A 22,937-nucleotide genomic window follows, 5' to 3' on the forward strand; every position below is an offset into this window, starting at 1 on the left:
AAAATAACATAAAATTTTGATAATCAAACAATTAAAACTAAATTATTGAACTCTATGAAACAAAAAAGTCGGAAGAAAAAATCTTCCGACCATGACTGCTGATTAAGCGGTTTTTTTATTTTATAACGAAAGCTAGCTTTAAAGAGCTATTGACAAGCTTAAAATTAATTGATCTGGTCTAGAGTCAATTCTACTTACTACACCAGATCCAATGTTATTATCAATAAAAGTAGCTTCATTGTCATTGAAACCTCTTTCGTATCTAAGGTCAATACCTACTTTATTAAAGTTGAGCCCAATACCAAAATTTAATCCTACAGAGAAATCATCTTCGACATTATTAATATTGATGCCATCAAATTCTGTATTAAGAATATATTGAAGCGATGGACCAGCAAAAACACTAACAGGCCCTAAAACTTTCAGACCTACTAAAAGAGGCGCGTCTATCTTTTTTACCGAAAACTCAATACTTTCATAATCACTCTTGGTAGCCGAATAAACTAACTCTGGTCTAAAGTAAAGTTTGTTCCCTATTTTTCCGAAAACACCAATGTGATAGCCTATGTTTCGGTCTGGGTTTTTTGCATTATCACCAATGGATTCAATATAATCTCCATTAGCACTATAATTTAACCCACCTTTAAAACCAAAGGCACCTCCATTTTGAGCATTTATAGAGACTCCAACAAAGACTATCAATGCAGCTGCAATTACTGACTTTTTCAAATTTTTCATAATGTTCGTTTTTAAGATTAGATATGTAATATCAAAAACGCTGCCAAAATGAAGTTATTTTCTTTTCAGTACAGTTTTTACTGCTTTTTGGATGGCATCACTATTTAAACCATACTTATTCATAAGTTGCGCAGGTGTGCCAGATTCACCAAAAGTATCATTAGTGGCAACAAACTCTTGAGGAGTTGGATTATGCTGTGCTAACACTCTAGCAACACTTTCTCCAAGACCTCCTAAGTGATTGTGTTCCTCTGCTGTTACAATACAACCTGTTTTTGAAACAGAATCTAAAATGGCTTTTTTGTCTAAAGGTTTAATCGTATGAATATTTATGACTTCAGCAGAAATGCCTAATTCATTAAGTGCTTTTGAAGCTTCTAGAGCTTCCCAAACTAAATGACCTGTGGCAACAATAGTAACATCAGTACCTTCTGTAAATTTAATAGCTTTACCGATTTCAAATTTCTGATTAGCAGGAGTGAAAATTGGAACAGATGGACGGCCAAATCTTAAATATACTGGTCCAACATACTCTGCGATTGCAATAGTTGCTGCTTTCGTTTGGTTGTAATCACAAGGATTAATAACTACCATGCCTGGAAGCATTTTCATTAAACCTAAGTCTTCTAAGATTTGATGTGTTGCACCATCTTCACCTAATGTTAAACCTGCGTGAGAAGCACATATTTTCACATTTTTACCAGAATATGCAATAGACTGACGAATTTGATCATAAACTCTACCTGTAGAGAAGTTTGCAAAAGTTCCTGTAAATGGAATTTTACCTCCAATAGTTAAACCCGCTGCTATACCCATCATATTGGCTTCAGCAATTCCTATTTGGAAAAAACGTTCAGGATTTTCTTCAATGAATTGATCCATTTTTAAAGACCCAATTAAGTCTGCACATAAGGCAACAACATTAGGATTAGTACGCCCTAACTCTGCTAAACCAGCACCAAAACCACTTCTTGTATCTTTTTTTTCTGTGTATGTATATGTTTTCATAATAATGCCCACCAAAGTGGGTATCTGTTTAATTAGATGTTAACTAGTAATCTCCTAAGGTTTCAGCATTCTGTGCTAATCCAATAGCTAATTGCTCATCGTTTGGTGCTTTACCATGCCAAGCATGCGTGTGCATCATAAAATCCACTCCATTTCCCATTACAGTTTTTAGTAAAACACAAATTGGTTTTCCTTTGCCTGTCATTGATTTAGCCTCTGCCAAACCTTTTAGAACAGCTTCGATATTATTTCCTTCTTCTATTTCTAAAACAGTCCATCCAAAAGCTTCAAACTTTCCTTTTATACTACCCATTGGTAATACATCGTCAGTTGATCCATCAATTTGTTGTCCGTTTAAATCTATTGTAGAAATAAGATTGTCTACTTTTTTAGCAGAAGCATACATAATAGCTTCCCAATTCTGACCTTCTTGTAATTCACCATCACCATGAAGACTATATACTAAGTGATTGTCTTTGTTTAATTTTTTAGCTTGTGCTGCACCAATAGCTACTGACATACCTTGACCTAACGAACCAGATGCAATACGGATGCCAGGTAAGCCTTCGTGTGTTGTTGGATGTCCTTGTAAACGTGAATCTATTAATCTAAATGTATTTAATTCATCAACCGAGAAATATCCAGATCTAGCTAAAATACTGTAATAGGCTGGTGAGATATGACCGTTCGAAAGAAAGAATAAATCTTCACCTTTTCCATTCATATCGAAACCTTCATTTCGCTTCATGATTTCTTTATATAATGAAACAAAAAATTCGGCACAGCCCAATGAACCTCCTGGATGACCAGAATTTACCTTGTGTACCATTCGTAAAATATCTCTACGAACTTGAGTTGTTAAACTTTCTAATTCTTTAATGTTTGGCATATTGTGTTGCTTAAATTTGATTGGACAAAAGTAACTTTTTACTAAAGCCTTTCAAAGGTAGATAGAGGTCACTTATTAACGATTTTATAGATTTGCTAACAATTTTTATTTTTAATTAAGATTGATTGACATCGAGTTAATTATATTTGCCCTCAGACTTATTTTTAATGAAATTTCAGAGATTAGCAAACGATAAAGAAACCAAGGCCAGAGCTGGACTTATTACGACAGATCATGGTGTTATTGAAACGCCTATTTTTATGCCAGTTGGTACTGTAGGTTCAGTTAAAGGGGTGCATCAGAGAGAGTTAAAAAATGATATTAATCCAGATATTATTCTTGGTAATACCTACCATTTATATTTAAGACCACAAACAACAATTTTAGAGCAAGCTGGTGGTATTCATAAATTTATGAATTGGGATCGCAATATTTTAACAGATTCTGGCGGTTACCAAGTATATTCTTTGTCTGCAAATAGAAAAATTAAAGAAGAAGGAGTAAAGTTTAAGTCGCATATAGATGGAAGTTATCATGTCTTTACTCCGGAAAATGTGATGGAAGTGCAAAGAAGTATCGGAGCCGATATTATTATGGCATTTGATGAATGCACACCTTATCCATGCGACTATAATTATGCTAAACGTTCTATGCATATGACGCATCGTTGGTTAGAGCGTTGCCTAGAACATTTAAAAAAGACACCTTTTAAATATGACTATGAACAAACGTTTTTCCCAATTGTTCAAGGAAGTACATATAAAGATTTAAGACAACAATCTGCTGAATATATTGCTAATGCTGGCGCAGAAGGAAATGCCATTGGCGGACTTTCTGTTGGTGAACCAGCTGAAGAAATGTATGCTATGACAGACGTAGTGTGTAGTATCTTACCAGAAGACAAACCGCGGTATCTTATGGGTGTTGGGACACCAATCAATATATTAGAAAATATTGCGTTAGGTGTAGATATGTTTGATTGTGTAATGCCTACTCGTAATGCAAGAAATGGAATGTTGTTTACTGCTTATGGTTCTATAAATATTAAGAATAAGAAATGGGCAGACGATTTTTCGCCTGTAGATGAAATGGGAATTACTTTTGTAGATACGGAATATAGTAAAGCGTATTTAAGACATTTGTTTACAGTTAATGAATTATTGGGAAAACAAATCGCAACCATACATAATCTAGGTTTCTATTTATGGTTAACAAGAGAAGCTAGAAAGCATATTATTGCTGGGGATTTTGGAGAATGGAAAAATAAAATGGTAAAACAAATGAATAATAGGCTGTAAGTGAAAATACTAGACTGGTACATATTAAAGCGGTATTTGTTTACTTTTCTAATGATGCTATTACTGTTTATTCCTATCGGAATTACAGTAAATTTAGCAGAAAAAATTGGTAGAATAATAGAGAGCAAAGCTCCTTTCGGTGAAGTGACGGCTTATTATGTAGATTTCACTGTGTATTTTGCCAACCTATTATTTCCATTATTCTTATTTCTTTCTGTAATTTGGTTTACTTCTAAGTTAGCAAATAACACAGAAATTGTTGCTTTTTTAAGCTCAGGTGTTTCATTCTCTAGATTTTTGAGACCTTATTTAATAGGTGCGACAATAGTAGCGGCTTTTGCTCTTTTTTTAGGAATGTATTTGGCTCCAATGGCGAGTCAAGGGTTTAATGAATTCAAATATAAATACTTAAAAAAGAATAAAAAAATTCAGCAAACAAGAGATGTTTACCAGCAGATAAATGACAATGACTATATCTATGTAAGTAACTTTATTCCGAAGAGTAAAACGGGCTTTAATTTTACTTATGAGCATTTTGAAGGCAATGAGCTTAAGTATAAAATATTTGCAGAAAATATAAGATATTTTGAAGCAGATTCTAGCTATAGACTAACTTCTTATTTAAAACGTAGTTTTGAAAATGGAATAGAGACGGTAGAAAAGGAAAAACGCCAAAACATGAGATTCCCTTTTGAGCTCGAAGATTTAACACCTGTTGAGTATGCTGCAGAAACTAAACCTTACGGTGAACTTTTAGACTTTATTGAATCTGAAAAGCGAAAAGGATCAACAAACATAGGTCGTTATGAAGTAGTGAAATTGAGAAAGTGGAGTTTACCAGTTTCAATTTACATTCTTACTATAATAGCTGTAGCAGTTTCTTCTGTAAAACGAAGAGGAGGAATGGGAGCTAACCTTGCAGTTGGTATAGCTATTGCAATGGTTTATGTGTTCTTTGATAAGGTTTTTGGTGTTATGGCAGAACAGTCTAATTTCTCAGCCGTAGTTGCTGTATGGTTTCCTAATGTAATATTTGGTATTCTAGCGATTTATCTATTGAAAAAGGCTAAACGTTAAATTGAAGTATTCATAATATCTTTATGCTACGGGATTATAGGTTAAGATAAAATTGAATAAAAAAAATCTAATAAATGATGTCAATTAAAATATTAAACCCACTGAAAAGGAGAATATTTAATTTCCTTACAAATTCTTTTCAAAACTCAAAAAATAAAGAACAAATAAAAAGACTAACTAAAGATTCACATATTAAAGTCTTAATTTCTAGACCTAATCATAGGCTAGGAAATCAACTGTTAATAACTCCATTAGTTCAGGAGGTAAAAAAACAGTTTCCAAATAGTGAAATTCATTTAGTGGTTAATGGAAACCTTTCATCTATACTATTTTCTGAATTCCATTATGTTGAAAAAATTATTAATCTTCCAAAAAAGCCATTTAATAATATTTTGACTTATTTATCTAAGACAATTAATCTGATGTCAAATAAATACGATATTGCAATTTCTGGTACTGCAGACTCAAATTCAAGTAAAATATTCGTTAAATTGTCAAGAGCAAAATTTAAGATATATAACTCAGGGACTAATCACCAAAACAAGCCAGTACATATAGCGAAATATCCAATTTACAATTTTAAAACATTTTTTGGTTCTGCCAAAGACCTAATAGACTACAATTACACGAAATTGTCAATAAGTTTAACTAATGAAGAAATAAAAACAGGTAATCAACTTCTTAAAGGTCTATTTAAAAATGACAAGGATACTATTTGTATTTTTACTTATGCTACAGGTAATAAATGTCATTCTAAAGAATGGTGGTATGAACTCTATGAAAAACTTAAATCTAATTTTAATGATTTTAATATTTTGGAAATATTACCTGTTGAAAACGTTTCACAAATCAATTTTCTAAGCACTCATTTATATAGCAAAGACCTCAGAGAAATTGCCTCGATAATTGAAAATTCTGTTATTTTTTTAGGTGCTGATAGTGGTATGATGCATTTATCTGTTTCTACTAATACAACTACAGTTGGCTTTTTTAACGTTACAAATCCCAATTTGTATGGTCCATATGGCGATAAAAATCAATCAATAAATACAAATTCAACACCAATAAATGAAATTATGGAAAAAATTAAGAGATTAATACGTTAAGCTTTAAGCAGACTAAAAAAAAACAGACAAATCAATATAAAAGCTACAATGCCAAACGCTAAACTAAAGCATTATTTACAATTACATTTATTGGTTTTTATTGCTGGCTTCACGGCAATTCTTGGAGAACTCATTACCATAGGTTCATTAGAATTGGTTTGGTATAGAATGGCAATCGCAGGTGTGCTTATGTTCATTTACATTAAAATAATAAAGCTTAATATAAAAATTACCACTAAAGCTTTTTTGCAATTTTCAGCTGCTGGTATCATTATCGCACTACATTGGATTACTTTTTTTGAAGCTATTAATCAAGCAAATATATCTATAGCGTTAGCTATGTTTTCTTCAGGTGCATTTTTTGCCTCTTTTATCGAACCTATTTTTTTTAAACGTCGCCTACTTGCTTATGAAATTATGTTCGGGCTTATTGTAATACTTGGAGTATTCCTAATCACTAGCAGTGAAATGGGTTATATTAATGGTATAATATTAGGATTATCGTCTGCTTTATTTTCAACGTTATTTGCAGTTATAAATGGTCGTTTTATTGAACGCTATAGTGCTACAGTTATTTCTTTTTATGAATTTATAAGCGGTGTTGTTTTTCTCACTATATTCATTCTTGCTACAGAAAAAAAATTCAATGCAGAGTTCTTTACTATGTCAAATTCTGATTGGGTTTATATTTTTGTCTTAGCTTCAGTCTGTACAGCTTATGCTTTCATTGTTGCAGTTAAAGTTATGCGTTATATTAGTCCTTTTACTGTAATTTTAAGCTATAATTTAGAACCGATTTATGGCATTGCTTTGGCGTTAGTTTTATTTCCTGAAACAGAAAAAATGTCATCACAATTTTATATAGGTGCTATTCTCATTTTGTTAACTGTTTTATTTGATGCCATATTTAAAAACTATAAAAGAAGAAAAACAAAACAATCAGCATAACAATTAAAGTTTTTTTTGCTAAAGTCTATTTTTGTAATCGGTCTAATAGAACCTACTTTTATAGGAATAGTTATAAAAATTAAATTAGAATACGTAGGTTTGCAGTAACTAACTAAACAAAAAATTAACTTCAAATTGTATGGAATATTTAGAGTTTGAAATACCAATAAAAGAGCTAGAAGATCAGCTAAATAAGTGTCAGATTATAGGAAAAGAAAGTGATGTTGATGTAACAGAAACCTGTAAACAGATAGAGAAGAAATTAGCAGAAACTAAAAAAGAGATATATAAAAATCTTTCGGCTTGGCAACGTGTTCAGTTATCTCGCCATCCTAACAGACCATATACGTTAGACCATATTAAATCACTTTGTGGTGAATCTTTTTTAGAATTGCATGGAGATAGAAATGTAAAAGATGATAAAGCTATGATTGGTGGCTTAGGTAAAATTGGTGATCAATCCTATATGTTTATTGGTCAGCAAAAAGGCTTTAATACCAAAACAAGACAGTATCGTAATTTTGGAATGTCTAATCCTGAAGGTTATCGTAAAGCCTTGCGTTTAATGAAATCTGCTGAGAAATTTGGTGTCCCTGTTGTAACTTTAATTGATACACCAGGCGCATATCCTGGCTTAGAAGCAGAAGAACGTGGGCAAGGTGAGGCAATTGCAAGAAACATATTAGAAATGTCTCGCTTAAAAGTGCCTATTATTACGATTATTATTGGTGAAGGTGCTTCAGGTGGTGCCTTAGGTATTGGTGTAGGTGATCGTGTAATGATGCTAGAAAATACTTGGTATTCAGTAATTTCACCAGAATCTTGTTCTTCAATTTTATGGAGAAGTTGGGAATACAAGGAACAAGCAGCTGAGGCTCTTAAACTTACAGCTAAAGACATGAAACGTATGAAGTTAGTGGATCAGATTATAAAAGAACCAATAGGCGGAGCGCATACCGATAGAGAAAAAACATTTTTAGCTGTTAGAGAAGCTATCATTAAATCTTATGAAGAGCTTAAAAACTTATCACCAATAGATTTAGTGAAACAACGTATGGATAAATACGATGAAATGGGAGTCTATAAAGACTAAATCCACTAAGCATAGGCAACTAAAAAAAACTGTAGTAAAGACTCCAGTTTTTTTTTTACGCTATTAACAATATATTAGAGTTATTAACAGTTAGATTGTTAACGAAGTGTTGAGATTGTAAAATGCTCAAAATGCAGTTCGTCGATAGTATTTTGCTACTTTTGTTACTTATGAAACAACCCAACCCAATACAAGGATATAAAGTTGATAAAAGCACAATCATTAGCTTAGAAAAGGGAAAAATACCACCTCAAGCAATTGATTTAGAGGAGGTTGTTCTTGGAGCAATGATGATTGATAAAAAAGGTGTAGATGAGGTTATTGATATTTTAAGCCCTGAAGCTTTTTATAGAGATGGACATAAACATATTTTTGAAGCTATTTTTAAATTGTTTGAAAACAGTGAGCCTGTCGACTTATTAACCGTTTCTAGTCAACTTAAAAAAGATGAGAAATTAGATTTGGTTGGAGGAGATTTTTACCTCATTTCATTGACACAACGAGTATCTTCTTCTGCACATATTGAGTTTCATGCACGTATTATTCTACAAAAATATATTCAGCGTAGTTTAATTAAAATTTCTAATGAGATAATTGAAGAAGCTTACGATGAAACTAAAGATGTTTTTGATCTTTTAGATCATGCAGAAGCCAAGTTGTATGAAGTTACTCAAGGTAACGTTAAAAAGTCAACAGAGTCAGCTCAAAGTTTGGTAATACAAGCGAAGAAAAAAATTGAAGAAATTTCTAACAAAGAGGGAATGAGTGGGATCCCTTCAGGTTTCGATAAGCTAGATAGGCTTACTTCTGGCTGGCAACCATCCGATTTAGTTATAGTAGCTGCACGTCCTGGTATGGGTAAAACAGCTTTTACACTAACTATGGCTCGTAATGTTGCAGTAAATAGTAATATACCTGTTGCTTTTTTCTCTTTAGAGATGTCTTCTGTACAACTTATTACACGTTTAATTTCTAGTGAAACAGGGTTGTCTTCAGAAAAATTAAGGACAGGGAAGTTAGAAAAACATGAATGGGAACAACTCAATGTTAAAGTGAAAACTTTAGAAAAAGCACCTTTATTTATTGATGACACACCTTCACTTTCTATTTTCGATTTAAGAGCAAAGGCTAGACGTTTAGCGTCTCAGTATGGCATTAAGATGATAATGATTGACTATTTGCAATTAATGACTGCAGGCGGAAGCCAAAAAGGAGGTAATAGAGAACAAGAAATATCAACAATTTCTCGTAATCTTAAAGCCTTGGCTAAAGAATTGAGTATTCCTGTAATAGCATTATCACAATTGTCGCGTGCAGTAGAAACTCGTGGTGGAAGTAAACGACCATTATTATCCGATTTACGTGAATCTGGTGCAATTGAGCAAGATGCAGATATTGTATCATTTATTTACAGACCAGAATATTATAAAATTGACGAATGGGATGATGAAGAACGTTCACCAACAGAAGGTCAAGGTGAATTTATTGTGGCTAAACACAGAAATGGTGGTTTAGAAAGTATAAGGTTGAAATTTATTGGTCACTTAGGTAAGTTTGATAACTTGGATGATTTTGATACACCTTTTGGTGAGTTCCATTCTAAAATGAATGCAGCTGCGAATGATGATACCTTTAAGCCAGACAATTTCCCTTCACCTTCAGATGCTTTTGATGGACCAGAAGATGATGGAGTTCCTTTTTAACAGCCTTTTATAGAGTTGAATTGAGTTGAAACAGTTTTTTGAGTTATCTTTACATTCTGCTATTTAAAAGAATATTACCTCATGTTAGACCAAAGAAGAACGACAAATATATTGTTGTTAATCATAGTTATACCTTTAGTATTTTATTTACTTAAAATACTTTCATTCATATTTATTCCATTAATATTTTCAATGTTTATTGCATTGTTGTTTTTACCAATAATGAGATGGTTAGGTCGTAGAAAAGTACCAAAATTTGTAAGTATAGTTTTAGTACTTCTTTTAGTCGCTGGTGGTTTAAAAATTGGTGTAGAATTAATTCAATTGTCAAGTAAACAGATTTTAGCTAGTAATACAGGATTTTTCTCAAAAGCTGAAGTGAAATTAGTAGATCTTAAAAGTTATCTGTCCGATAGTTTTGGTATAGAACTTGAACAGGATAAAAATTTCTTATCACAGTTTTTTCAAAAGGAAAACCTTGGAACCACTATTGGTTTCTTAAGAACATTTTTAACCACTCTATTAATGACTGCTTTCTTTGTGGTTCTTTGGTTGGCAGAATCCATTAATGTCCATAAACTTCTTAATAGTACGTTGCTAAAGCGGAAGCACACATCGATAAAAGCTTTTATGAAGATCGAAAAAGATCTTATTAAATTTATAAAAGTGAAGTTTTTGGTAAGTGCCCTAACAGGATTGTTCACAGGGTTAATGTGTGTTTTCTTTGATGTCAGCTTTCCAATTTTTTGGGGATTATTTGCGTTTGCCATCAATTTTGTACAAATGGTAGGCTCTTTTATATCTGTAATTTTACTTTCAATTTTTGCGTTTGTGGAATTAGACCCAACAGGTACACTTTTCTTTTTTGTAATGTCTATTACTTTAGTACAAGTGGTATTTGGTGCTATTTTAGAACCAGTTTTTATGGGAAAATCTTTTTCTATAAATATCATTGCGGTTTTAGTTATGCTTATGTTTTGGGGTTTTTTATGGGGAATTCCGGGTTTAATTATGGCAATTCCGATTACTGTTTTTATTAAAATTATTTTAGAACAATTTCCTAGCACTAAAGTTATTGCCAATTTACTTTCGGGTAATGAAACAACTTTACAATAGTATTAAACTTTAAATTTTTAGTCTTAAAAGAATTATAATTTTGAATGAGGCAGAATAAAAATTGATTATATTTCGTTCTAAATCTGCGAGCTTGAAAAATCTTCTTGTTATAATTTTCTCCTTGTTCTTAAGCACAAACGCTTATGCGTCCTATATTCTCATACCAATGGATGCAGAATCACAGGAGAATCATCTTAAGGCTTATGGAGTTACATATTGGACTTTAGAGCGAGAGCTTAAAGTGAAATGGTTATTAAATTATAGAGGAGGTTCTTTTTTACTGCCAGATGCAGATATTATACAGCGCGAATGTCAAATAAGAGGAGTGTCCTTTGAAGTGATATCTGATTCTAAAGCTGCAAAGATACTCCAAGGTATTAGTAGTCCAGCAGTAAACCAGGAAGCTATAGTTTTAGAAAAAGCACCAAAAATAGCAGTATATACTCCTTATGGCAAACAACCTTGGGATGATGCTGTAACAATGGTATTAACTTACGCTGAAATTCCTTATGAGACTATATATGATGAAGAAGTCTTAAAAGACGAACTATTATTATATGACTGGTTACATTTACATCACGAAGATTTTACAGGTCAATATGGTAAGTTTTATAAGACCTATCGTTCTGCGGCTTGGTATATAGAAGAAAAGAAGAATGCAGAAGAATTAGCACAGCGACTAGGTTATAGTAAAGTGTCTGATGCTAAATTAGATGTAGCGCTAAAAATTCGAGATTATGTTGTTGGAGGTGGTTTTATGTTTGCAATGTGTTCTGCTACAGATAGTTTTGACATTGCGCTTTCTGCGGAAAATGTAGATATTTGCGAACCTATGTTTGATGGTGATGGAAGTGATCCAGGATATCAGAATAAAATAGACTATACTAATACTTTCGCTTTTAAGGATTACATCTTAGAACGCAGCCCAAATATTTATGAATTTTCTTCTATAGATATGACTCAAAAGCGTCAGATACCTTATACCACAGATTATTTTTCTTTAATGGAGTATTCTGCAAAATGGGATCCAATACCAACAATGTTAACTCAAAACCATACGGCATTAGTAAAAGGTTTTATGGGACAAACTACGTCATTTACAAGAGATCAAATTAAGTCAAATGTTTTGGTTATGGGAGAAAATAGAACCAATGGTGAGGCCAAATATATTCATGGAATAAAAGGAAAAGGCTTCTTTACTTTTTATGGAGGTCATGATCCCGAAGATTATACGCATCGTGTAGGTGACCCAAAAACAGAACTAGATCTTCATCCAACTTCTCCTGGTTATAGACTTATTTTAAATAACGTTTTATTTCCCGCGGCTAAAAAGAAGAAGCAGAAGACTTAATATTAGTTAGTAGTATAAAATTTCTACATAAAAGTTTGAATTATTAGGATCTGGATTGCGATCTACTACAACTGCCTTTGTTCTATTTCTAAACCCTTGTTCATTTTGATAATTAACGTTTCCTACTTTGTTTTTCCTACTATAGGTCGTATAATTTCGTGTTCCAACTAACTTTACAACATCACCGATTTTTGGTTCAGAATCTTTTAATTCAGGTAAAGAATCTATCATATTAGTTTTTGTTTCTTTATCTAATCTATAAATGATTTCAACTGTTTTTCTTCCGCTACTATTTCCACTTTTATAATTTCCTGCATTATTTTTTGAGCCTACAAAAAGCCATCCGTCAAATCCGACAGCACCATCGTTGTTTTCCAATTTTTTAACAGCTTTGTCAATATATTCAGATTTGTCAATTCCCCAATTATTTGTAATAAAATTTATATAGGCTTCTACTGTGTTTTCTTCTTTAACAGCGTCCCAATATTCTTGAGGACGTAAGCTGTTTTTTAATTTGACTAAAGTTTTTGCTTCTTCTTTATAAACCGAATCTAGATCTTTATAAAGTTTAGAATTAAGAATATCTCCCTTAGAAATTTGTAAATCTTTTTTTGCTAATGCTGATTGATAATATAAAACAGCAGCCATAAAGGCAAGTATAACTACCACAAAACTAATATAAAGACCTCTATTTTGTTTATCTTTTTTTTCTATTTCTTGTATTTTTTCGTCAATGCGTTTCATTTTATAAAAGGTTTAGATGGCTATTAATGCGTAAAATTCTTGATTGATTTCTTCAATTTCTTTATCAGACATTTTATTTATAATCCTAATTAGACGTTGTCTTTTTACTTTAAAAAGATCTAATAGAGCAAGATTTCTATTACGTCTTCTCGCTTTAGCATAAGGCTTATATGCAAGAAATAAACAGATGCTCGATCCAGCTAAAACTATCAAAAGAAGTAAACTATTGCGATCTTGAATTATGTTCTCTGTATTAATACTAAAGGTTAACCCAAGAACAGTTTTCATAATAAAAAATAAGGCGATTACTAATAAGGTAACGATACCTGCAGTTTGCCATTCTTTTATCATTGACTTTTTATGAAACGAAACTGCTTTTTCAATTTCTTCCTCAGATATCATATAATCTATAAGCTTGTTCTCCTTTGCTTTTGCTTCTGATTCTTTAACGTCATCAAGGATTGTTTCTTCTTCTGCTTTATTGGTTACTAATTTGGTTTTTAAATTCACAAATTTTGGTACTTCAGCCAAATCAATATCCAATGCCTTTAAAACGCGCTCCATTGCTTTGCTGGGTGCCGCAATAAAATCAGCATATTGCATCCGTTTCCATCTCATTGGGAGAACACATTGTTCAATTAAAATAGGAATTATTTTCTTTTTATATTCTTTAGCAATATGTACTTCATCTTGAACATTTTCTGATGATGCAGCTGGTTTTGATATTAATAAAAGCAAGGTTGTTGCTGTATCTAATGCATCATCGATTGAACTGTCCCAGTTTGTACCTAAATCTATTCCATGTTGGTCTATCCATACTGTCGATCCGAGCCGCTCCAACTCTTCTGCTAGAGCTTTTGCAAATTCAACATCACGACTGGAGTAACTAACAAAAATATTGTTTTCTGTCATTTGTGAGGGATTTAGTTTGTAGGAATATTAAAGGGAATGTTAATATACTAATTATTTTTACAATATGTTAAATTTTATAACTATTTCGTAATCAATGTTATTGCTTTTAAAATTAGATGTTATGCTAAATAAAATTACTGCTTAGCTTAAAAGTCTTGCTTTTAAAAATTGTGTAAATTCATTATTCTCCTTATTAGTTAATGCCACATAACCAGCATAAGCATTAGTATGCATAGATAATTTTTCTCTGATACTAATACCTTCTGACGCTTTTATATAATACTCTTTAGAAATTTCTAAATTTTCTAGGTACATATTTGCTTCAGCAACAGTTGCATATTTCCAAATATTATCTCTACAATGTTCTGTAGCTTCTAATGCTTGTTTTGCGTATTTCAGCATTTTAGATTCTCCTCCTTCTGGGTCAGTAACAATGCTTAAAAATGCTAGGTTTATGGAATGATAATAAACTTGACTGTAATCTTCATTTTCAACAGAAATTTTGAGAGCCTTGCCATAATATTCATGTGCCAGTTCACTAGATTTTCCTGTAGATGCTTTGAGATAATCACGCTTATGTCTCCCTCCTAAGATCCCCATTAAATCAGTATTATTTTGTGCAATGGGATGGTTATTTAAAATTTTATAAACTTCATCTTTGCGTTCAAGCCCTTCCAACGCAAAAATTAATTGAGTTAAACCTCTTTTATCAAGATCATCTTTTTTAGGTAGTAGTTCTTTTACAACAGAGTCATATTTTCCGAGTGTTAAATTAATTTCTTCTTTATTGGTATATTGATTAAAGAATTTACTTCCTGTTAGTGTGTTTAAAATTAATAAATAAGCATCATCTTTTTCATCTTCTGGTTTTACCATGGATAAGTGTTTCCCATCTACAACCTCACAATGCTCTTCAGCGAATGGAATATGACAAGAATCTTTTGATACATATTCATCATTAGATGAGGCTGCTACTTTTAGTTTAAAAGGATATTTATCATTAAATGTTTCTTTCCATTCTCTGCGTAAAGATTTTATGTAATCACCTTCACTACTCATTTCGCTATATTTTTTGTTCCATTGTTTCGTTAAAATTTCTGGAGAAATTCCATTACTGGGAGTTCCGAACATAATAAGGTGAGTTATTCTATTCCTGTTTTCTTTGTCTAAGCCTAAAATAACTTTTTGAGCAACGAGTCCTCCTAAACTATGCGCTACGATTGCTATACGATCGTAGTTTTTTAATTTGAATTTTATAGATGTTTTTAAGTAACCAGCTATTTTATCTACATCGAGAATAGCTCCCCAAATATCTTTTCCTAATTTGGGTTGTACAATAGGTGAATAGCCTAAAGGTTTCATTGCCCAACCATCAAAATTAGAATCGGATTGTAGCAATTTTGGAATATTTCCAAAGGTATCTTTGGATTCACCTGAAAAGCCATGAAGAAAAAGCAATAGATTGTTACCTTCAGACCTTTCCCAAGATTCTGTACTATCACTTTTTGAAACAATTTTAACTGTTTCTTCAACTGAAGCAGGAAATTTTTTGGTAGATACTTTGTTTTTGAATTCTTCTGGGATATAACAAATTGCAAAATCAGTACTCATCTGCAAATTCGCATAAGGCATTTGCATTTTGTCCGTCATTATTTTGTTTGTATCTATTGCTTTTAGTTCTAAGAATTTCTTTGGAGTTCTCTCAAAGACGTAATTGGCAGTTTCAACTGTTCTAACATATTCATCAACTAAAAAATGCTTTTGCTTTAAATGTTCTGCTTTAAAAGCCTCTATAAGGCTTGCGGTGAAAATACTGCAATTCCCAGTTGCCCAAGAATGCTCATGTCCTTGGGAGGAAGCCATAATAACCATACCTTTTTCGTCATCAATTTCTTGGGCTATTCCTTCTAATGTTGAAGCGCTTTTAGCAATCGTTTCTTGTGTATTATCTGAAACAGCTAGTGAAATTGTCTCATCTTTTTTACCATCGAAAAAAGAACCTGCATGACAGCAATCAAAAAGGACAAACATTCTTTTCGATTTCATTTGACTAAGCTTTTCTCTTAAATCTTTACCGAAAATTAAATTTTCGTTTGAAGCTCCATAAGGTAATAAATAGGAACGGTCTTTATGATAACCTCCATGACCTGAATAAAAAAGCAGAAATGAGGAATTTGCATCTATTTTTTTGATATAATTATCTAAGGCATCAATAATGTTTGTTGTTGTGGCCTCTTTATCTAAAATAAGTGTAATATTCTCTTTCTTATATCCACATAATGCTTCATTGGAGAGCACATCATAAATAGCTTTTGCATCTTTTATGAAAATATCTGTTTTTTGTTGATTATCCACTCCAATAATCAATGCATAAGCGTTATTAAGTGTTCTCATAATTAAGTTTAAAAGGATATATTATTAAATAATTTTTTCATTTGACTAACTTGATTATGAGTTGCTTTCGATGAATTTAGCCCTATAGTATTCAGTTCTATTAGTGTCTTTAGCTTTTTTGAGGTATGACTTTCTATTATGTTGTGGTCTTCCAAATCACTAGTTAATGCAAAGTTTGAGTAGCCAGTAGAACTAATTCCATTTTGCGTTGCAATATCTTTTAGTTTCTGATTAATAGCATCCTGTAATTCAATTAGCTCTTGATAAGGTGATTCAGCATAGCTCCTTTTTGGGACTATTTCTTCTCCGCTTTTGGGAATAATCGTTTCTCCACTTTTTGGAATGATATTTCCTCCTTCTTTAGGAATGATATTTCCTTCACTTTTTGACAAAATTGCGGTGCTTCCTATACCTATTAATTTCGTTGCATCCTGAAGCTTATCTTCGATTAACACTTCTACACCTTGCGCACTAACCTTTGCTGATTTAAACCTATCGATAATACTTGCAATCTGTTTTTTAAACAAAAAGAGACTTGCAATTAAGGTTATTGGCCATATTATAATATCCAAGAGGCCAACAATGTTTTCCATTTGTGTTGGTTCTTTTGCTATTTCTTCAGCTTGTTTTATTATTGCATCAGCTTTTTTTACTATTTCTTCTATTTTTTGCAAAGAATCTGCTACTTGTAGAAATTTTATCATTGTGTTTTATTTTTCCAGTAGTTCATAATTCGGTTTATGAATTCAGGGCTTTCTTTAATTGTTTTAAAATGTGGATCGTTTTGAAATGTTAATGGAGTGTAATTATAACCTTGTGCAACTGCTTTTAAGAGAGATTTTAGAGCTACGTCTTTTTCTCCTAGAGTAGCATAATATTGTGCCCAACCATAATCAACTGCACCAAACCGATAATCCGTGTTTAGATTATTTAATTTTTCAATATATGTTTTTGCTTTTTCAGAACTCCCGTTCTTAAAGTAACTTATCGCTAAACGAACAATAATGTCTATGTCGTTTTTGTTACTGTCATACAATGATTTATACTGTTTTTGAGCATTTATATAATCTTTTTTAAAATAATAAATTTGAGCTAAATCAGAGGTATTTAAGGCTGGTGTTTTTCTTGAAATTATTTTATCGAAATATTGATTTGCTCTTTCACTTTGATTAGAATTTATTAATTGAACTCCGGCAAAACCTCTTAAATAATCTATATCTTGTGAAGAACTATTTAATGCATAATCAGATAGATATTCTTGGAGTTCTACATATTTACCTGATTTTACAAATGCACTGATTAATGGTCGTTTTAAGTAATTATCTTCAATTGTATTTGTAATTGGTGTTAGCGTTTCTATAACTTCTGTATAATTTCTTAATTCGACATCGGCAAGACTTTTCAAATAATACCTATAACCACAATTAGAACAATTTTCTAATATCATATCATCCATTGGTATTTCGTTATATATAGCTTCAATTTCTTCTGGGAGATTAACCTTTTGTAAAGCCATTGTCATTTGAGACATATTTGTTCCAATGTCTTTATAGGCCTTTTTATATTCTTCTTTATGGGTTCTGTATGCTTTGTCATTTTTACCTCTTAGTATAGACTCATAAAACAACATAATATTTTCTTGTCTTTCACTTAATTTCGATTTAACATTAATTAAAAGTCTTAATGAATCTGCAATTTTATACTGTTCCCTGTTATAATAAAAAGCAATCTTATGAATTTTAGGCTCAAAGAAATTTTGATCTGTTTCAATGGATTTATTTAATAATTCTAAATATAATTTCTTATTACCTTTATTACCTAGCGCATTTAAAAGATATTGATAAGCTTCATAATTTGGCGGTTCTTCTTCAATATAAGAGGAAACCAATTGATTATCTTCATTTTTTATGTAGCCTAAATTATCTTGTTTATCTACTGTAGATAAATAGCCTAGTATCTCTTGCTTCAATTTTTCAGCACAATCTAAAGGAGAATTTGGATCACAAATTATTGTTTCAAACGAAATCAATGTCTTATCAATTAAGCCATCCTTTATAGAGCCTTGGAGGAAAAGCTTATTATTTTCTTCATAATAGACACCTTCTATTACTTTATCGGGTTTAAAATAGTTTTTCAGTAAATTATTAAGGTCTGTGCCACCAACGTTAGTTTTTAATATACTTGTGTAATCATTTATTAATTTAGGTGAAATAACTTGACCAAGTTGATTTTCAGTAATACCATGGATAATCCAATTAGAAGCTATTCTGCCAACATTATTTAAATTATCATTGGTCGTGGTATTTTCAAATTCTAGAACTGCAATTTTATTGCTACTTTCAATTTCTTCTAAAGAAAAATTACTTTCAAAACTGTTTTTAATAATTAAGGTTATCGAAATTCCTGAAATTAGTCCAACAACAAATAAGGTCGAAAAATACATTTTTTGAAATGAACTTTTGTTGTAAGGTGTATTTGGGTCTTCAGTTTGCTGGATTTCATATTTAAGTAATTTATATTTCCATATATAATATATGTAAATTGGAAAGCCTATTAATAAAATTACAATAAGATATGTAATACTTTTTTTTGGAATTCCGATTGGTTCTACAATCAGAGCCAAAACTTGAAGAAGTACCCAACTAGACACAACATATATTGAAAGCATTTTAAATACTTCCTTTTTATGGCACTCTTTTAAAAACCCTTTTAGGTTCATTTTCAATCAATTAAGTTCCTAGGTTTTTTATATAACGGGGTAATAGCTTGTTAAATTTACATATTTTTATTAATATAGTAGATAATTAATTCTAAAAAGACTGTATTATGACTAAACAAGTACACAGTAAAGAAGGTAGTTCGATTATACCAAAAGAAGGTAGTTCGATTATACCAAAAGAAGGTGGCTCGATTATACCGAAGGAAGGTGGCTCGATTATACCAAAAGAAGGTGGCTCAATTATACCAAAAGAAGGTGGCTCGATTATACCAAAAGAAGGTGGCTCGATTATACCGAAGGAAGGTGGCTCGATTATACCAAAAGAAGGTGGCTCAATTATACCAAAAGAAGGTGGCTCGATTAAGCCAAAGTAAAATTGAATTGTTGTAAAACACAAAAGTAAGCCCTGATACAATTTCGCGAATTTCACATATTATATCCAAAAAATCCGACTCTTGCGAATCGGATTTTTTTAAGCGAAATGTTGTTATTAATTTGGCTAAAAGCCTTACTTAACTTTGTTTATTATAGCTTCAAAAGCATCTGGATGATTCATCGCTAAATCTGCAAGAACTTTGCGATTCAATTCAATTTTATTAGCTTTTAATTTACCCATAAATTTTGAATAGCTCATTCCATGTAGTCTTGCACCTGCATTAATACGCATAATCCACAACGCACGAAATGTTCTCTTTTTTACTCTACGGTCTCTGTACGAATATTGCATCGCTTTGTCAACCGCATTCTTTGCTACTGTCCAAACGTTTTTACGTCTTCCAAAGTAACCTTTTGCTTGCTTAAGAACCTTTTTTCTTCTGGCTCTCTTCGCTACTGAATTTACTGATCTTGGCATTTTTTAATTGTTTTTTTGTAGTTGGCGACCTAATAGGTACTTGCTAAATAATTTTGCCTAACTCCAGGGTTTATAAATTGTTTCACCGATTAAAACAGTATTACTTTAAACGTAACATTGTTTTAATATTGTTCTCATCTGATTTATGTACTAAACCATCATGAGTTAACTTAAGCTTACGCTTTTTAGATTTTTTTGTCAATATATGACTCTTAAAAGCATGCTTTCTTTTAATCTTACCAGTGCCAGTTAGTTTGAAACGTTTCTTAGCACTCGATTTTGTTTTCATTTTAGGCATTTTCTCCTAGATTTAATTTACGTTTCGCTTATCTTTATATGCTAAATTTTTTTCAGCATCTTTTTTATTTTTTCTTTGGAGAGATAAACATAATCATACGTTTACCTTCCAATTTTGGCATTTGTTCAACTTTGCCATATTCTTCAAGATCTTGGGCTAATCTTAATAATAAGATTTGTCCTTGTTCTTTAAAGACAATTGAACGTCCTTTAAAGAATACAAAAGCTTTTAGCTTTGCACCATCTTTTAAAAACTTCTCAGCATGTTTTTTCTTAAACTCATAATCATGATCATCGGTTTGCGGACCAAATCGAATCTCTTTAACAACCACTTTAGTTGCTTTAGATTTTAAGGCTTTATCTCTTTTCTTTTGTTCGTAAAGGAATTTTTTATAATCCATTACTTTACAAACAGGAGGTGTCGCATTTGGCGAAATCTCTACAAGATCTAACCCTTGTTCATCTGCTATGCCGAGAGCTTGTTTAGTAGGATATACACCTATCTCCACATTATCTCCAACAAGTCGAACTTCTTCAGCTCTAATCTTAGAATTAATTTTATGCTGATCCTCTTGGACCACACGTCTATTATAACTCTTTCTTCTACGTATTGCTATGACTTATGTATTTAAATTAAACGTTATTTATTTAAAAGTTTTTAAACTTTTATTTACTCTTTCTTTTACAATATCTACAAAGTCTTCTACAGTTATTGTGCCAAGGTCTTTACCACCATGTTCGCGCACAGTTATTGTATTGTCTTTTTCTTCTTGCTCACCAACGATAATCATAAACGGAAATTTCTGTATTTCAGCTTCACGAATTTTCTTACCTACAGTTTCATTCCTGTTGTCTGCGAGGGCGCGAATTTCGTCATTTTCTAGCAAATTTAAAACTTTTTCGGTGTATTTTTCAAATTTCTCACTTATAGATAGTACAATTGCTTGTTCTGGCATTAACCAAAGCGGGAAGTTTCCACCGGTATGTTCTAGTAATATAGCAACAAAACGCTCCATACTTCCAAAAGGTGCACGATGAATCATAACAGGTCTGTGCATCTCATTATCACTCCCTTTATAGGTTAAATCAAAACGCTCAGGCAGGTTGTAATCTACTTGAATTGTACCTAATTGCCATTGACGTCCTAAAGCATCTTTCACCATAAAGTCTAACTTAGGGCCATAAAAAGCAGCTTCTCCAGTTTCTACAACATAATTTAGACCTTTATCTATAGCAGCATTTAGAATGGCATCCTCAGCTTTTTTCCAGTTTTCATCGCTTCCAATATATTTTTCTGGTTTTTCAGGATCCCTTAAAGATACTTGAGCAGTAAAGTTTTCAAAACCTAGTGAACCAAAAACATATAATACTAAATCAATGACATCTTTAAATTCTTTATCTAATTGATCAGGAGTACAGAAAATGTGTGCATCATCTTGAGTGAAACCCCTAACACGAGTTAAACCATGCAATTCACCACTCTGCTCATATCGATAAACTGTTCCAAATTCTGCATAACGTTTTGGTAATTCTTTATAAGAAAAAGGTTTGCTATTGTATATCTCGCAATGATGAGGACAATTCATTGGTTTTAATAAAAACTCTTCTCCTTCAGATGGTGTGGTTATTGGTTGAAAACTATCTTCTCCATATTTAGCATAATGACCAGAAGTAACATATAATTCTTTACTTCCAATATGTGGTGTCACTACCATTTCATAGCCTGCCTTTTTTTGGGCGGCTTTTAAAAAGTTTTCCAAACGCTCACGTAAAGCAGCTCCTTTTGGTAACCACAATGGTAATCCTTGCCCAACTTTTTGAGAAAAAGTAAAAAGCTCAAGTTCTTTTCCCAGTTTTCTATGATCACGTTTTTTTGCTTCTTCTAAAAGATGTAAATATTCGGTAAGCTCTTTTTGTTTAGGAAATGAAACACCATAAACTCTAGTCAGTTGTTTATTGTTTTCATCACCTTTATAATAAGCACCAGCTACGCTCAATATTTTTACAGCTTTTATAATACCTGTATTTGGAATATGACCACCACGACATAAATCTGTAAAAGAAGAGTGGTCGCAGAAACTAATCGTACCATCTTCAAGTTTTTCAATTAAATCAACTTTATAGTCGTTTTTACCTTTATAATAGGATATGGCTTCTGCTTTAGAAACAGTACGCATTTTAAAGTCGTGTTTGCCACGGGCAATCTCTATAATTTTAGTTTCAATCTCCTTAAAGTCTTTTTCAGAAATTGTACCTTCTCCTAATTCAACATCATAATAAAACCCATTATCAATAGCAGGACCTACCCAAAGTTTTACTCCTGGATATAGTTCTTCTAAAGCTTGAGCTAAAACGTGAGCAGAAGAATGCCAAAACGCTTTCTTACCAGCATCATCTCTAAATGTATATAAAGTAAGACTACCATCTGTGGTCAATGGAGTGGTGGTTTCAACAACTGTGTCATTGAATTTTGCTGAGATAACATTACGAGCAAATCCCTCGCTAATATCTACAGCCACTTCATAAGGAGTCACATCTTTCTCAAAAGATCTAACCGAACCATCAGGTAGAGTAATTTTAATCATTATATATAGTATAAATTTTAGCCCACAAAGATATACCTATATATATTATAGACAAAGTGAAGTTTCTATTAAATATTAAAAACGATTCACTTATGCTTAGAAGGGT

Annotated in this window: 21 protein-coding genes; 9 read left to right on the top strand and 12 right to left on the bottom strand. The window is 31.9% G+C overall.

The genetic code is table 11. The features are described from left to right. Nucleotides 1-138: 138 nt before the first annotated feature. From AAC053_RS08695 to AAC053_RS08705, 3 genes are read right to left on the bottom strand one after another with little or no spacing between them, the layout of a single operon-like run. Complete coding sequence (locus tag AAC053_RS08695; RefSeq protein WP_339755390.1) at nucleotides 139-738, bottom strand: porin family protein; 600 nt, start codon at nucleotides 736-738, stop codon at nucleotides 139-141. Nucleotides 739-792: 54 nt separating this feature from the next. After that, entirely contained in the window at nucleotides 793-1,746 is a 954-nt protein-coding gene (locus tag AAC053_RS08700) for a transketolase C-terminal domain-containing protein (RefSeq protein WP_339755392.1), read from the bottom strand. Between the two features lie 43 nt (nucleotides 1,747-1,789). Next, nucleotides 1,790-2,635, bottom strand: a complete 846-nt coding sequence (locus AAC053_RS08705) for a transketolase (protein WP_339755394.1) — start codon at nucleotides 2,633-2,635, stop codon at nucleotides 1,790-1,792. A 167-nt stretch (nucleotides 2,636-2,802) separates the two neighbouring features. Between AAC053_RS08705 and tgt the strand changes: the two genes are divergently transcribed. The 8 genes from tgt (at nucleotide 2,803) to AAC053_RS08745 (ending at nucleotide 12,327) form a co-directional block, all read left to right on the top strand. Beyond that, on the top strand, nucleotides 2,803-3,933 hold the full coding sequence (gene tgt / locus AAC053_RS08710; protein WP_339755396.1) for a tRNA guanosine(34) transglycosylase Tgt: 1,131 nt from the start codon (nucleotides 2,803-2,805) through the stop codon (nucleotides 3,931-3,933). Further along, on the top strand, nucleotides 3,934-5,010 hold the full coding sequence (locus tag AAC053_RS08715) for an LptF/LptG family permease (protein ID WP_339755398.1): 1,077 nt from the start codon (nucleotides 3,934-3,936) through the stop codon (nucleotides 5,008-5,010). Nucleotides 5,011-5,084: 74 nt separating this feature from the next. After that, nucleotides 5,085-6,116 (top strand): glycosyltransferase family 9 protein, encoded by a 1,032-nt coding sequence (locus AAC053_RS08720; protein WP_339755400.1) that lies wholly within the window; start codon nucleotides 5,085-5,087, stop codon nucleotides 6,114-6,116. A gap of 48 nt (nucleotides 6,117-6,164) precedes the next feature. Then, nucleotides 6,165-7,064 carry a DMT family transporter gene (locus tag AAC053_RS08725; RefSeq protein WP_339755402.1) on the top strand — a complete coding sequence of 300 codons (900 nt, stop codon included), beginning with the start codon at nucleotides 6,165-6,167 and terminating at the stop codon, nucleotides 7,062-7,064. Between the two features lie 139 nt (nucleotides 7,065-7,203). Further along, nucleotides 7,204-8,157 carry an acetyl-CoA carboxylase carboxyltransferase subunit alpha gene (locus AAC053_RS08730; protein ID WP_339755404.1) on the top strand — a complete coding sequence of 318 codons (954 nt, stop codon included), beginning with the start codon at nucleotides 7,204-7,206 and terminating at the stop codon, nucleotides 8,155-8,157. A gap of 170 nt (nucleotides 8,158-8,327) precedes the next feature. Further along, a complete protein-coding gene (gene dnaB / locus AAC053_RS08735) occupies nucleotides 8,328-9,860 on the top strand; it encodes a replicative DNA helicase (RefSeq protein ID WP_339755406.1) in 1,533 nt (510 codons plus the stop codon). 81 nt (nucleotides 9,861-9,941) lie between these two features. Then, complete coding sequence (locus AAC053_RS08740) at nucleotides 9,942-10,976, top strand: AI-2E family transporter (RefSeq protein ID WP_339755407.1); 1,035 nt, start codon at nucleotides 9,942-9,944, stop codon at nucleotides 10,974-10,976. Between the two features lie 91 nt (nucleotides 10,977-11,067). Continuing rightward, nucleotides 11,068-12,327, top strand: coding sequence for an asparagine synthetase B (locus AAC053_RS08745; RefSeq protein ID WP_339755409.1), 1,260 nt, complete (start codon nucleotides 11,068-11,070; stop codon nucleotides 12,325-12,327). Nucleotides 12,328-12,333: 6 nt separating this feature from the next. Here the strand turns inward: AAC053_RS08745 and AAC053_RS08750 are convergent, their stop codons facing one another. The 5 genes from AAC053_RS08750 to AAC053_RS08770 all read right to left on the bottom strand — a co-directional run bounded on the left by AAC053_RS08750 (nucleotide 12,334) and on the right by AAC053_RS08770 (nucleotide 19,096). After that, nucleotides 12,334-13,071 carry a hypothetical protein gene (locus tag AAC053_RS08750; RefSeq protein ID WP_339755411.1) on the bottom strand — a complete coding sequence of 246 codons (738 nt, stop codon included), beginning with the start codon at nucleotides 13,069-13,071 and terminating at the stop codon, nucleotides 12,334-12,336. Between the two features lie 12 nt (nucleotides 13,072-13,083). Then, nucleotides 13,084-13,983 (bottom strand): toll/interleukin-1 receptor domain-containing protein, encoded by a 900-nt coding sequence (locus AAC053_RS08755; protein WP_339755413.1) that lies wholly within the window; start codon nucleotides 13,981-13,983, stop codon nucleotides 13,084-13,086. A gap of 141 nt (nucleotides 13,984-14,124) precedes the next feature. Next, nucleotides 14,125-16,377, bottom strand: coding sequence for a caspase family protein (locus AAC053_RS08760; RefSeq protein ID WP_339755415.1), 2,253 nt, complete (start codon nucleotides 16,375-16,377; stop codon nucleotides 14,125-14,127). 8 nt (nucleotides 16,378-16,385) lie between these two features. After that, nucleotides 16,386-17,081, bottom strand: coding sequence for a hypothetical protein (locus tag AAC053_RS08765; protein ID WP_339755417.1), 696 nt, complete (start codon nucleotides 17,079-17,081; stop codon nucleotides 16,386-16,388). Beyond that, nucleotides 17,078-19,096 carry a hypothetical protein gene (locus AAC053_RS08770; protein ID WP_339755419.1) on the bottom strand — a complete coding sequence of 673 codons (2,019 nt, stop codon included), beginning with the start codon at nucleotides 19,094-19,096 and terminating at the stop codon, nucleotides 17,078-17,080. Before AAC053_RS08770 ends, AAC053_RS08765 begins: the two co-directional genes overlap by 4 nt. Before the next feature lie 107 nt (nucleotides 19,097-19,203). Here AAC053_RS08770 and AAC053_RS08775 point away from each other — a divergent pair, with 107 nt between their 5' ends. Continuing rightward, the gene (locus AAC053_RS08775; protein WP_339755421.1) at nucleotides 19,204-19,470 is read left to right on the top strand and encodes a hypothetical protein; all 267 of its coding nucleotides are present in this window, start codon (nucleotides 19,204-19,206) and stop codon (nucleotides 19,468-19,470) included. Between the two features lie 134 nt (nucleotides 19,471-19,604). Here the strand turns inward: AAC053_RS08775 and rplT are convergent, their stop codons facing one another. The 4 genes from rplT to thrS form a co-directional block, all read right to left on the bottom strand. Beyond that, nucleotides 19,605-19,949, bottom strand: coding sequence for a 50S ribosomal protein L20 (gene rplT, locus AAC053_RS08780; RefSeq protein ID WP_339755423.1), 345 nt, complete (start codon nucleotides 19,947-19,949; stop codon nucleotides 19,605-19,607). A gap of 100 nt (nucleotides 19,950-20,049) precedes the next feature. Next, nucleotides 20,050-20,247, bottom strand: a complete 198-nt coding sequence (rpmI, locus tag AAC053_RS08785) for a 50S ribosomal protein L35 (RefSeq protein WP_033955892.1) — start codon at nucleotides 20,245-20,247, stop codon at nucleotides 20,050-20,052. Between the two features lie 64 nt (nucleotides 20,248-20,311). Beyond that, a complete protein-coding gene (infC, locus tag AAC053_RS08790) occupies nucleotides 20,312-20,827 on the bottom strand; it encodes a translation initiation factor IF-3 (protein WP_339755425.1) in 516 nt (171 codons plus the stop codon). Nucleotides 20,828-20,890: 63 nt separating this feature from the next. Beyond that, a complete protein-coding gene (gene thrS, locus AAC053_RS08795) occupies nucleotides 20,891-22,831 on the bottom strand; it encodes a threonine--tRNA ligase (protein ID WP_339755427.1) in 1,941 nt (646 codons plus the stop codon). Nucleotides 22,832-22,937 lie beyond the last annotated feature (106 nt).

It is taken from the genome of uncultured Winogradskyella sp., from assembly GCF_963975125.1.
In the GTDB taxonomy this organism is placed as follows: Bacteria; Bacteroidota; Bacteroidia; order Flavobacteriales; family Flavobacteriaceae; genus Winogradskyella.